Source organism: Pseudomonas sp. GZJR-8 (genome assembly GCF_002916705.1).
Classification (GTDB): domain Bacteria; phylum Pseudomonadota; class Gammaproteobacteria; order Pseudomonadales; family Pseudomonadaceae; genus Aquipseudomonas; species Aquipseudomonas synxantha_A.
This window is the reverse complement of record NZ_JXSI01000004.1, coordinates 274,816-287,080: the sequence shown is the minus strand read 5'-3', so window position 1 is coordinate 287,080 and position 12,265 is coordinate 274,816. Positions and strand designations below refer to the sequence as shown.

The 12,265-nt window shown below is 60.3% G+C and carries 12 protein-coding genes and 1 pseudogene; 9 read left to right on the top strand and 4 right to left on the bottom strand.

Features of this window, described 5'->3' with window-relative positions; translation table 11 throughout:
* Nucleotides 1-16: 16 nt before the first annotated feature.
* Nucleotides 17-691 carry a DNA repair protein RadC gene (radC, locus tag TK42_RS10365; RefSeq protein WP_103734156.1) on the bottom strand — a complete coding sequence of 225 codons (675 nt, stop codon included), beginning with the start codon at nt 689-691 and terminating at the stop codon, nt 17-19.
* 143 nt (nt 692-834) lie between these two features.
* Between radC and coaBC the strand changes: the two genes are divergently transcribed.
* From coaBC to argB, 4 genes and pseudogenes are all read left to right on the top strand, one after another.
* Nucleotides 835-2,043 carry a bifunctional phosphopantothenoylcysteine decarboxylase/phosphopantothenate--cysteine ligase CoaBC gene (coaBC, locus tag TK42_RS10360; protein ID WP_015886530.1) on the top strand — a complete coding sequence of 403 codons (1,209 nt, stop codon included), beginning with the start codon at nt 835-837 and terminating at the stop codon, nt 2,041-2,043.
* 5 nt (nt 2,044-2,048) lie between these two features.
* The gene (gene dut / locus TK42_RS10355; protein WP_016975923.1) at nt 2,049-2,504 is read left to right on the top strand and encodes a dUTP diphosphatase; all 456 of its coding nucleotides are present in this window, start codon (nt 2,049-2,051) and stop codon (nt 2,502-2,504) included.
* 254 nt (nt 2,505-2,758) lie between these two features.
* A pseudogene (locus TK42_RS10345) lies at nt 2,759-4,165 on the top strand (phosphomannomutase/phosphoglucomutase); the annotation flags it as partial.
* 20 nt (nt 4,166-4,185) lie between these two features.
* A complete protein-coding gene (gene argB, locus TK42_RS10340; protein ID WP_003213275.1) occupies nt 4,186-5,091 on the top strand; it encodes an acetylglutamate kinase in 906 nt (301 codons plus the stop codon).
* 166 nt (nt 5,092-5,257) lie between these two features.
* Here argB and pyrE read toward each other — a convergent pair whose 3' ends face one another.
* Nucleotides 5,258-5,902, bottom strand: a complete 645-nt coding sequence (gene pyrE, locus TK42_RS10335; RefSeq protein WP_103734155.1) for an orotate phosphoribosyltransferase — start codon at nt 5,900-5,902, stop codon at nt 5,258-5,260.
* 82 nt (nt 5,903-5,984) lie between these two features.
* On the opposite strand from pyrE, the gene TK42_RS10330 reads away from it, so the two are divergent.
* Nucleotides 5,985-6,764 carry an exodeoxyribonuclease III gene (locus TK42_RS10330; protein WP_003195493.1) on the top strand — a complete coding sequence of 260 codons (780 nt, stop codon included), beginning with the start codon at nt 5,985-5,987 and terminating at the stop codon, nt 6,762-6,764.
* A gap of 59 nt (nt 6,765-6,823) precedes the next feature.
* Here TK42_RS10330 and TK42_RS10325 read toward each other — a convergent pair whose 3' ends face one another.
* Nucleotides 6,824-7,192, bottom strand: coding sequence for a DUF4870 domain-containing protein (locus tag TK42_RS10325; protein WP_005792486.1), 369 nt, complete (start codon nt 7,190-7,192; stop codon nt 6,824-6,826).
* Nucleotides 7,193-7,214: 22 nt separating this feature from the next.
* Nucleotides 7,215-7,937 (bottom strand): ribonuclease PH, encoded by a 723-nt coding sequence (rph, locus tag TK42_RS10320; protein ID WP_005792487.1) that lies wholly within the window; start codon nt 7,935-7,937, stop codon nt 7,215-7,217.
* A 214-nt stretch (nt 7,938-8,151) separates the two neighbouring features.
* On the opposite strand from rph, the gene TK42_RS10315 reads away from it, so the two are divergent.
* The 4 genes from TK42_RS10315 to spoT all read left to right on the top strand — a co-directional run bounded on the left by TK42_RS10315 (nt 8,152) and on the right by spoT (nt 12,243).
* Nucleotides 8,152-9,015 (top strand): YicC/YloC family endoribonuclease, encoded by an 864-nt coding sequence (locus TK42_RS10315; protein ID WP_005792488.1) that lies wholly within the window; start codon nt 8,152-8,154, stop codon nt 9,013-9,015.
* Between the two features lie 10 nt (nt 9,016-9,025).
* Nucleotides 9,026-9,646: a guanylate kinase gene (gmk, locus tag TK42_RS10310; protein ID WP_103734154.1), complete on the top strand. Its 621-nt coding sequence runs from the start codon at nt 9,026-9,028 to the stop codon at nt 9,644-9,646.
* Between the two features lie 167 nt (nt 9,647-9,813).
* On the top strand, nt 9,814-10,077 hold the full coding sequence (rpoZ, locus tag TK42_RS10305; protein ID WP_003176920.1) for a DNA-directed RNA polymerase subunit omega: 264 nt from the start codon (nt 9,814-9,816) through the stop codon (nt 10,075-10,077).
* 60 nt (nt 10,078-10,137) lie between these two features.
* A complete protein-coding gene (gene spoT / locus TK42_RS10300) occupies nt 10,138-12,243 on the top strand; it encodes a bifunctional GTP diphosphokinase/guanosine-3',5'-bis pyrophosphate 3'-pyrophosphohydrolase (RefSeq protein ID WP_005792489.1) in 2,106 nt (701 codons plus the stop codon).
* The last annotated feature ends 22 nt before the right edge of the window (nt 12,244-12,265 follow it).

Below are 12,265 nucleotides of genomic sequence, written 5' to 3'. Positions count from 1 at the left end.
ACAGGAACAGAGGTGGCTATACCCATCCGTATTCAGCCATCGACAGCGGATCACCATCTCCCACAATGATGTGATCCAGCACCCGCACATCCACCACTTCCAACGCCTTTTGCAGCATTTTGGTCAATCTGCGATCAGATGCACTGGGCTCCGCATTCCCGGAGGGATGGTTGTGGCACAAAATCACCGCTGCCGCGTTATGCGCCAAGGCACGCTTGACCACCTGCCGCGGGTAAACAATCGCAGTGTCGATGGTGCCCTGAAACAACGCCTCGAACCCCAGTACACGATGCTTTGAGTCCAGGAACAGACAGCCGAATATCTCATGAGGCTCATGGCGCAACAGCGCCTTGAGGTATTGACGCACAGCCAGCGGGCTCTCCACTACCGAGTCGGCGCGCAAGCGTTCGGCCAGATGGCGCCGGGACATTTCCAGCACCGCCTGCAATTGGGCGAACTTCGCCGGCCCCAGCCCCATATGCTGGCTGAACAGCGTCTGGCTGGCCTCCAACAGCGGGCGCAGGCCGCCAAACTGCACCAGCAGATCACGCGCCAGATCCACCGCACTTCGACCGGAAACGCCAGTACGCAGGAAGATCGCCAACAATTCGGCATCGGACAGGCTCGCCGCGCCGCCTTCCAACAGCTTCTCCCGTGGACGCTCCGCCACGGGCCAATCACGAATACTCATCCCACCTCCGTCTGTATCTGCTGCGCTGTTGCGCGGCAGACGCTGTGTTATCGTAGGCCCTCTTTTTTGCATGCGATTTCACCTGGGGAGGGGTCATCGCAGGCGTCACTGAACTGGCATCACTGAACTGGAAAGGCAAACCAATGCAGCGTCTGTATCGGAAACGCATCGTTCTCGGCGTCGGCGGCGGCATTGCCGCTTACAAGAGCGCAGAGTTGGTTCGCAGGCTCCTGGACCAGGGCGCGGAAGTGCGCGTGGTCATGACCCGTGGTGGCAGTGAGTTCATCACTCCGTTGACCATGCAGGCCCTGTCCGGCCACCCGGTTCACCTCGACCTGCTGGACCCGGCGGCCGAAGCCGCCATGGGCCATATCGAACTGGCCAAATGGGCCGACCTGGTGCTGATCGCCCCGGCCACCGCCGACCTGATCGCCCGCCTGGCCCAGGGCATCGCCGATGACCTGCTGACCACCCTGGTATTGGCCACCGACGCCACCGTGGCGATCGCCCCGGCCATGAACCAGGCCATGTGGCGCGACCCGGCCACCCAAGCCAATACCCAACTCCTGCAAAGCCGCGGCCTCAAGGTGTTTGGCCCCGCCTCCGGCAGCCAGGCCTGTGGCGACGTCGGCATGGGCCGGATGCTCGAAGCCACCGACCTTGCGCTATGCGCCGCCGAGTGCTTCCAGCACCTGGCCCTGACCGGCAAGCACGTGCTGATCACCGCAGGCCCGACCCAGGAAAACATCGACCCGGTGCGCTACATCACCAACCATAGCTCAGGAAAAATGGGCTTTGCGTTGGCAGAAGCTGCGGTCGAGGCAGGCGCACGGGTGACCCTGATCACAGGCCCCGTGCATTTGCCGACCCCTGATCGCGTCACGCGAATCGACGTAGTCAGCGCCCGGGACATGCTGGCGGCCTGTGAAGCCGCCATTCCCTGTGACCTGTTCATCGCCTCGGCAGCGGTGGCGGATTACCGCCCTGAAGTCGTAGCCCCGCAAAAGCTCAAGAAAGACCCTACAAGCGGCGACGGACTGCTCCTGCAAATGGTGCGCAACCCGGACATCCTGGCCACCATCGCCACCCGTCCGGACCGTCCGTTCAGTGTCGGTTTCGCTGCCGAGACCGAGCACCTTCTGGACTACGCCGCGCGCAAACTGAAAGACAAAAACCTCGACTTGATCGTTGCCAATGATGTCGCCAACCCGAGCATCGGCTTCAACAGCGAGGAAAATGCCTGCAGCGTGATCGACCGCGAGCTGCACGCCACCCTTTTCGCCCAGACCAGCAAGGGCAAGATTGCCCGCCAACTGATCTCTTTTATCGCCCAACGGCTGAACCAGGTTTAATTTTCATGCACGCTTTGCAAGCCAAGATCCTCGACCCCCGCATCGGCAACGAATTCCCCCTGCCGGCCTACGCCACACCGGGCTCCGCCGGCCTGGACCTGCGCGCCATGCTCAAGGAAGACACCGTTCTTGAGCCAGGCCAGACCATCCTGATCCCGACCGGCCTGTCGATCTATGTCGGCGACCCGGGCCTGGCGGCGCTGATCCTGCCGCGCTCCGGCCTGGGCCACAAACACGGCATCGTGCTCGGTAACCTGGTCGGCCTGATCGACTCTGACTACCAGGGCGAGTTGATGGTCTCGTGCTGGAACCGTGGCCAGACTGCTTTCAACATCGCCGTCGGCGAGCGCATCGCCCAACTGGTCCTGGTGCCGGTGGTGCAGGCGCATTTTGAATTGGTGCAGGAATTCGACGAAACCCAGCGCGGCGCAGGCGGTTTTGGGCATTCCGGCAGTCACTGACTAAGCTGAACGTGGCCGGATGCAATCGTCCGGCCACGCGCCACCGCCCGGCTTTTCAGGATGAAGAATGCGCGGAAATAATCATCGAGATTTCTCCAATGAAATCAAAGGACTACGTAAAAATAATGCTAGCGCCAATGCGCCGATGGCATTTTTACACCACGAACTCTCTGCCGAAAACGCCGTCATACCCTTCAGTTTGAGCCTGCCGGCCAGCCACATCAGGCCCGCCTTGCCCCCTTTCAGATGGAGTTTCCCCCGCGATGAGTACCGCAGCCCGCGTAGCCCCGACCTTTCCCGACAGCATTTTTCGCGCCTATGACATTCGTGGCGTGGTACCCAAGACCCTGACCGCCGAAACCGCCTACTGGATCGGCCGCGCCATCGGTTCGCAGAGCCTTGCCCAGGGCGAACCCAACGTCTCGGTGGGTCGTGACGGCCGTTTGTCCGGCCCCGAGCTGGTCGAGCAACTGATCCAGGGGCTGGCCGACAGCGGTTGCCACGTCAGCGACGTCGGCCTGGTGCCGACACCCGCGTTGTACTACGCGGCCAACGTACTGGCCGGTAAATCCGGGGTGATGCTCACCGGCAGCCATAACCCTTCGGACTACAACGGCTTCAAGATCGTCATCGCTGGCGATACGCTGGCCAATGAACAGATCCAGGCCCTGCACACCCGCCTGAAAACCAACGACCTGACCAGCGGCACCGGCACCATCACCAAGGTCGACATCCTGCAGCGCTACTCCGATGAAATCACCCGCGACGTCAAACTCGCGCGCCGCCTCAAAGTGGTGGTGGATTGCGGAAACGGCGCGGCTGGCGTGATAGCCCCGCAATTGCTCGAAGCGCTGAACTGCGAAGTAATCCCGCTGTTCTGCGACGTCGACGGCAACTTCCCCAACCACCACCCGGACCCGGGCAAGCCGGAAAACCTGGTGGACCTGATCGCCAAGGTCAAGGAAGTGGGCGCCGACGTCGGCCTGGCCTTCGATGGCGACGGTGACCGCGTAGGCGTGGTGACCGAAACCGGCGAGATCGTATTCCCCGACCGCCTGCTGATGCTGTTTGCCCGTGACGTCGTGGCGCGCAACCCCAACGCCGAGATCATCTTCGACGTGAAATGCACCCGTCGCCTGACGCCACTGATCAAGGAGTACGGCGGTCGCCCGCTAATGTGGAAGACCGGTCATTCGTTGATCAAAAAGAAAATGAAGGAAACCGGCGCACTATTGGCCGGCGAAATGAGCGGCCACGTGTTCTTCAAGGAGCGCTGGTTCGGGTTTGACGACGGCATTTACAGCGCCGCTCGTCTGCTGGAGATCCTCAGCAAGGAAAAATCCACCGCCGAAGAACTGTTTCAGACCTTCCCGAATGATATTTCTACGCCAGAGATCAATATCCATGTGACCGAGGAGAGCAAATTCAGCATCATTGACGCATTGCACGATGCGCAATGGGGTGAAGGCGCCAACCTGACCTCCATTGATGGTGTGCGAGTCGATTACGCCAAAGGCTGGGGCCTGGTTCGCGCGTCCAACACCACACCGGTGCTGGTCCTGCGTTTCGAGGCGGATACCGAGGCCGAGTTGCAGCGTATCAAGGACGTGTTCCACGCCCAGTTGAAACGTGTTGCCCCTGATCTCCAATTACCGTTCTGATTTTTTGCCCGGAGCCCTGAATGACCCTCGAACGCGAAGCCGCTGCCAACACCGCCAAGGTCCTGTCCGAAGCGTTGCCTTATATTCGACGCTACGTCGGCAAGACGCTGGTGATCAAGTACGGCGGCAATGCCATGGAAAGCGACGAGCTGAAAACCGGCTTTGCCCGCGACATCGTGCTGATGAAAGCCGTGGGGATCAACCCGGTGGTCGTCCACGGTGGCGGCCCGCAAATCGGCGACCTGCTCAAGCGTCTGTCGATCGAGAGTCACTTCATCGATGGTATGCGTGTCACTGACGCGCAGACCATGGACGTGGTGGAGATGGTCCTCGGCGGCCAGGTCAACAAAGACATCGTCAACCTGATCAACCGCCACGGCGGCAGCGCCATCGGCCTGACCGGCAAGGATGCAGAGCTGATCCGCGCCAAGAAACTTACCGTGACCCGCAAGACGCCGGAGATGACCCAACCGGAAATCATCGACATCGGCCAGGTGGGCGAAGTGATCGGCATCAACACCGATTTGCTCAACCTGCTGGTCAAGGGCGACTTCATCCCGGTGATTGCGCCGATCGGCGTGGGTGCCAATGGCGAGTCCTATAACATCAACGCCGATCTGGTAGCCGGTAAGGTGGCGGAAGCACTGAAGGCTGAAAAGCTGATGCTACTGACCAATATCGCCGGTTTGATGGACAAGGAAGGCAAGGTACTCACCGGCCTGACCACCCAGCAGGTAGACGACCTGATCGCCGACGGCACCATCTACGGCGGCATGTTGCCGAAGATCCGTTGCGCGCTGGAAGCAGTGCAAGGTGGTGTAGGCAGCTCGCTGATCCTGGATGGCCGTGTGCCGAATGCAATCCTGTTGGAAATCTTCACTGATACCGGTGTGGGCACGCTGATCAGTAACCGCAAGCGTCCTTAACCGCTGCAAATAAAAAGGCCCCGCTCAATTGAATTGAGCGGGGCCTTTTGTTTGTACACCGTTCAAATGTGGGAGCTGGCTTGCCTGCGATGACGGCAGTACATTCAAAAATGCACCGACTGACACACCGCTATCGCGGGCAAGCCCGCTCCCACAGGGGTCAGTGTCAGACGCCGAACTGCTCGCGGTATGCACGCACAGCCGGCAAATGCTGCTTGAGCTGCGGATCATCCTCCAGGAACTGCAACACCTGGTTCAACGACACGATACTTACCACGGGAATGCCGAAATCACGCTCCACCTCCTGGATCGCCGACAACTCACCGTTGCCACGCTCCTGGCGGTTCAAGGCGATCAGCACGCCGGCGGCCTTGGCGCCGTCCTGGGAAGCGATGATTTGCATCACCTCACGAATGGCGGTGCCGGCGGTGATCACGTCATCGATGATCAGCACATCGCCGGTCAACGGAGCCCCTACCAGGCTGCCGCCTTCACCGTGGGCCTTGGCTTCCTTACGGTTGAAGCACCACGGCAGATCCTGCCCATGATATTCCGCCAGGGCCACCGCTGTAGCCGCAGCCAGGGGAATACCCTTGTAGGCCGGACCAAAAAGCACATCAAAGGAAATACCGCTTTCAACGATGGCTGCCGCGTAGAAACGACCCAGCTGAGCCAGGGCCGAACCCGAGTTGAACAAGCCTGCATTGAAGAAGTACGGGCTGGTGCGCCCGGACTTGAGAGTGAACTCACCGAAGCGTAAAACGCCGCGATCGATGGCAAAACGAATGAAATCGCGTTGATACGCCTGCATGAAAAAAGCCTCAGATACCACGGATTTAGCTAATTAGGTGGACGGCGTGTATCATACACGCACGCGATTTTTGGGGCCATTTATGCGGATCATCAGTGTGAACGTTAATGGTATTCAGGCTGCAGTCGAGCGTGGTTTGCTCAGTTGGCTGCAAGCCCAGAATGCCGACGTCATCTGCCTGCAGGACACCCGCGCCTCCGCCTTTGAACTGGACGACCCAGCCTTCCAACTGGATGGCTACTTCCTTTATGCCTGCGATGCCGAAGTGCCCACCCAAGGTGGCGTGGCTTTGTACTCGCGGTTGCAACCCAAGGCGGTCATCAGCGGCCTCGGCTTCGAGACAGCCGACCGCTACGGGCGCTACCTGCAAGCCGATTTCGACAAGGTCAGCATCGCGACCTTGCTGCTTCCTTCGGGGCAGAACGGCGATGAAGACTTGAACCAGAAGTTCAAGCTAATGGACGACTTCGCCCGTTACCTAGATAAACAGCGACGCAAACGTCGCGAGTACATTTATTGTGGCTCGCTGTACGTGGCGCAACAGAAGCTGGATATCAAGAACTGGCGCGACAGCCAGCAATCACCGGGCTTCCTGGCGCCGGAACGGGCCTGGATGGACGAGATTGTCGGCAACATGGGCTATGTTGATGCCCTGCGCGAAGTCAGCCGCGAAGGCGACCAGTACAGCTGGTGGCCGGATAACGAACAGGCCGAGATGCTCAACCTGGGCTGGCGTTTCGACTATCAGCTGCTGACCCCGGGCCTGCGCCGGTTCGTACGCAGCGCTCGCCTGCCACGCCAGCCGCGCTTCTCGCAGCACGCGCCGCTGATCGTGGACTACGACTGGACCTTGACCATCTGAGGTCTTTTTCCAGGCACAAAAAAACCGACGGCAATGTCGGTTTTTTTGTGGCCGCTCGGTTACTTGACCAGACGCCAAGTCCACGGATAGCGATAGGCAATGCCCTTGTTGGCCTTGATCCCGGCAATGATCGTCAGTATCAACGCCCCTATCACCAGTACGGTCATCAGCAAAAAGCCGACCACCACGAAGCCCAGCACCAGACACACCAACCAGGCGATGGCCACGGTGATCTGAAAATTCAGGGCTTCCTTGCCCTGATCATCGATAAGCGGGTCCACATCCTTCTTGAACTGCCACAGGATCAGCGGCCCCAACACGCTGCCGAAGGGGAACACCAACCCTGCAAACGCCGCGAAATGACACAGCATTGCCAACTGGCGTACTTCCTTGGACGGTGCCGGAACCGGCAATTGGCTGTCATTCATGGCGCTTCTCCTTGGGGCGGGCTTAGTCAGCAAGTGCCGCGGTTTGCAGTGCAAAGATTTCGGTCATGCCCTTCTGGGCCAGGGCCAGCATCGCGTTCAGCTCAGCCGGCTGGAATGGCGCGCCTTCGGCGGTGCCCTGCACTTCGATGAAACCACCGGTGCTGGTCATGACCACGTTCAGATCGGTCTCGGCGGCCGAGTCTTCCAGGTAATCCAGGTCCAGCACAGGCTCGCCCTGGTACATGCCGACCGACACAGCGGCGATCATCTGCTTGAGCGGGTCACCCGCCTTGAGGCCACCACGCTTCTTGATCACTTTCAATGCGTCGACCAGGGCTACCATGGCGCCAGTAATGGATGCAGTACGGGTACCGCCATCAGCCTGGATCACGTCGCAGTCGACGTACAGGGTCACGTCGCCCAACTTGGACATGTCCAGCGCGGCACGCAGGGAACGGCCGATCAGGCGCTGGATTTCCAGGGTACGCCCGCCTTGCTTGCCACGGCTGGCTTCACGCTGGTTACGCTCACCGGTGGCGCGCGGCAACATGCCGTACTCTGCGGTCAACCAGCCCTGGCCCTGGCCCTTGAGGAAGCGCGGCACGCCGTTTTCGACGCTGACGGTGCAAATCACCTTGGTATCGCCAAACTCGACCAGTACGGATCCCTCGGCGTGTTTGGTGTAGTTGCGGGTGATGCGGATCGAGCGGAGCTGATCGGCAGCGCGACCACTTGGACGTTTCATAGGGGATACCTGTACTGAGGACGAAAAACTGCCGAGCATTATAGAGCCGCGAGCCGATTCGGGGCACTTCTAAAAATTCGGTTACGAATGCGCATGTTTGGGCGCCTCCTGCGCACTGCGCTACAATCCTGCGCCTCTCGACTGTAGGAGCGAGCTTGCTCGCTCCTACAGGTCGGCCTAGCCAATCTCTATCTATCCAACACGAGGTACCTCCATGGTGCACAGCATGACCGCCTTCGCCCGTGTCGAAAAAGCCGGGGTTCAAGGCACCCTCAGCTGGGAATTGCGCTCGGTCAACAGCCGTTACCTGGAGCCACACCTGCGCCTGCCTGAGTCGTTCCGCGACCTCGAAGGCGCCGTTCGTGAAGCGCTGCGCCAGGGCATTTCCCGTGGCAAGCTGGAATGCACCCTGCGTTTTACCGAAGAAACCACCGGCAAACCGCTGCAGCTGGACCGCGACCGCGCCGCACAACTGGTTGCCGCCGCCGAAACCATCGCCGGCCTGATCAAGCAACCGGCCGCGCTGAACCCTCTGGAAGTCCTGGCCTGGCCCGGCGTACTGGTGGGCGACGCAACCGACCCGCAGGCCCTGAACGCCGAAGCCCTCGCGCTGTTCAACCAGGGCCTGAAGGAGCTCAAGGCCGGCCGTGAGCGCGAAGGCGCTGAACTGGCGCGCCTGATCAACGAGCGTCTGACATCGATCGAAGCCGATGTGGTCACCCTGCGCGAACTGGTGCCGCAGATGCTTGCTACCCAACGCCAGAAGATCCTCGACCGCTTCACCGACATGAAAGCCGACCTTGACCCGACGCGTCTGGAACAGGAAATGGTCCTGCTTGCCCAGAAAAGCGACGTGGCTGAAGAACTCGACCGCCTGAGCACCCACATTCTTGAAGTACGCCGCGTGCTCAAGTCCGGTGGCGCCGCCGGTCGGCGCCTGGACTTCCTGATGCAGGAACTCAACCGCGAAGCCAATACACTGGGCTCCAAGGCGTTCGACCCGCGCAGCACCACGGCGGCGGTCAACCTCAAAGTGTTGATCGAGCAAATGCGCGAACAAGTACAGAATATTGAGTAAGGCAACCTCCATGACCCACAGCACCGGCACCCTTTACATCATTTCCGCCCCTTCGGGCGCGGGCAAGAGCAGCTTGGTCAAGGCCTTGACCGACGCCGACGAGCAGATCCGCATTTCGGTCTCGCACACCACCCGCGCCATGCGCCCGGGCGAAGTGGACGGCGTGCACTATCACTTCGTCGAGCGTACCGAGTTCGTCAAGATGATCGAACACGGGGACTTCCTGGAGCGCGCCGAAGTGTTCGGCAACCTCTACGGCACCTCGCAGAGCCACCTGCAGCAGACCCTGGACGAAGGCCACGACCTGATCCTGGAAATCGACTGGCAGGGCGCCGAGCAAGTGCGCCAGCTGATGCCCAAGGCGCGCTCCATCTTCATCCTGCCGCCATCGCTTGAAGCCTTGCACCAGCGCCTGACCAACCGTGGCCAGGACAGCGACGAGATCATCGAAGGGCGTATGCGTGAAGCCGTCAGCGAAATGAGCCACTATGTCGACTACGACTACCTGATCATCAATGACGATTTTGCCCACGCCTTGGATGATTTGAAGGCGATTTTCCGTGCCAATCAGCTCCAGCAAAAGCGTCAACAGCAGCGTTTCGGCAAATTACTCGCCGAACTGCTCGGCTGATTGGCTCTTCCCAAAACCGCTGCAAGGGCCTTACATTGGCACTTGTAGCGGTTTTGCGAGAGCCTGCGAAAAATCAGCGCTTCCCTAAACGCTGGTGATTTTTTAAACTGCTCAGTCCGCTCGCCCAACCGGGCAGCGCGCATCTTGCATTCGCTCCGAGGAATACCATGGCCCGCGTAACCGTTGAAGACTGCCTAGAACACGTGGATAACCGCTTTGAGCTGGTCATGCTCTCTACCAAGCGTGCCCGTCAACTGGCCACTGGCGGCAAAGAGCCCCTGGTCCAGTGGGAAAACGACAAGCCTACCGTTGTAGCCCTGCGTGAAATCGCTGAAGGCCTGATGAGCTACGAGTTCATTGCCAACGCCGAAATCGTTGAAGACGAACCGCTGTTTGCAGCGTTCGAGGACGAGTCCAACGAGGCCGTCTAAGCCTATGCCAGGTCGACGTAGCACGGCGCAGGGTCACAGTCATCGGCAGGAGTTCACACTTTGCCGAGCATAGACGCCCTCGCCGATCGCTTATCGGCCTACCTCGGCCCCGACCAGGTCAACCTGGTCCGCCGAGCGTATTTCTACGCCGAACAAGCCCACGACGGCCAACGCCGACGTAGCGGTGAGGCGTACGTCACCCATCCCCTTGCGGTGGCAAATATCCTGGCCGACATGCACATGGACCATCAGAGCCTGATGGCCGCGATGCTGCATGACGTGATCGAAGACACCGGCATTGCCAAGGAAGCGCTCAGCGCGCAATTTGGCGAAACCGTGGCCGAACTGGTCGACGGGGTCAGCAAACTGACCCAGATGAACTTCGAGACCAAGGCCGAAGCCCAGGCGGAAAACTTCCAGAAGATGGCCATGGCCATGGCCCGAGACATTCGGGTGATCCTGGTCAAGCTGGCCGACCGGCTGCACAACATGCGCACGCTGGAAGTGCTGTCCGGCGAAAAGCGTCGGCGCATCGCCAAGGAAACCCTGGAAATCTACGCGCCCATCGCCAACCGGCTGGGCATGCACGCTATTCGTATCGAATTCGAAGACCTTGGTTTCAAAGCCATGCACCCGATGCGTTCGGCGCGCATCTACCAGGCGGTCAAACGCGCCCGGGGCAATCGCAAGGAAATCGTCAACAAGATCGAAGAATCCCTGAGCCATTGCCTGGCAATCGACGAAATCGAAGGCGAGGTCAGTGGCCGCCAGAAGCACATCTACGGCATCTACAAGAAGATGCGCGGCAAGCGCCGGGCCTTCAACGAGATCATGGACGTGTACGCGTTCCGGATCATCGTCGACAAGGTCGATACCTGCTACCGCGTGCTGGGCGCTGTACATAATTTGTACAAGCCCTTGCCGGGCCGCTTCAAGGACTACATCGCGATCCCCAAGGCCAACGGCTATCAGTCGCTGCATACCACGCTGTTCGGTATGCATGGCGTGCCGATCGAGATTCAGATCCGTACCCGCGAAATGGAAGAGATGGCCAACAACGGCATCGCCGCCCATTGGCTGTACAAGTCCAGTGGCGACGAGCAGCCCAAAGGCACCCATGCCCGCGCCCGCCAGTGGGTCAAGGGCGTGCTGGAAATGCAGCAACGTGCCGGCAACTCACTGGAATTCATCGAAAGCGTGAAGATCGACCTGTTCCCGGACGAGGTCTACGTGTTCACGCCCAAGGGCCGGATCATGGAGCTGCCCAAGGGCTCCACAGCGGTCGACTTCGCCTACGCGGTACACACCGACGTCGGCAACAGCTGCATTGCCTGTCGGATCAATCGTCGTCTCGCGCCGCTGTCCGAGCCCCTGCAAAGCGGCTCCACGGTCGAGATCGTCAGTGCTCCGGGCGCTCGCCCCAACCCGGCATGGCTGAACTTCGTGGTCACCGGCAAGGCCCGTACGCATATTCGCCACGCCCTGAAACTGCAGCGTCGCTCCGAGTCCATCAGCCTGGGCGAGCGCTTGCTGAACAAGGTGCTCAACGGCTTCGACAGTGCCCTGGACAAGATTGCGCAAGAGCGCGTGCAGGCGATGCTTCATGAGTATCGCCAGGAAACCATCGAAGACCTGCTCGAAGATATCGGCCTGGGCAACCGCATGGCCTACGTGGTCGCCCGTCGCTTGCTGGGCGAAGGCGAACAACTGCCGAGCCCGGAAGGCCCGCTGGCGATTCGCGGCACCGAGGGTCTGGTGCTCAGTTACGCAAAATGTTGCACACCGATTCCGGGCGACCCGATTGTCGGCCACCTGTCCGCGGGCAAGGGCATGGTGGTGCACCTGGACAACTGCCGCAATATCACCGAAATCCGCCACAACCCGGAAAAATGCATCCAGCTCTCGTGGGCCAAGGATGTCACCGGCGAGTTCAACGTCGAGCTGCGGGTGGAGCTGGAACACCAGCGCGGCCTGATCGCCCTGCTGGCCAGCAGCGTCAACGCGGCCGACGGCAATATCGAGAAAATCAGCATGGACGAACGTGATGGTCGCATCAGCGTGGTCCAACTGGTGGTCAGTGTGCACGACCGCGTGCACCTGGCCCGCGTGATCAAGAAACTGCGCGCCTTGACCGGTGTGATCCGCATCACCCGTATGCGTGCATAACCGATCCATTACAAGGAGTCAT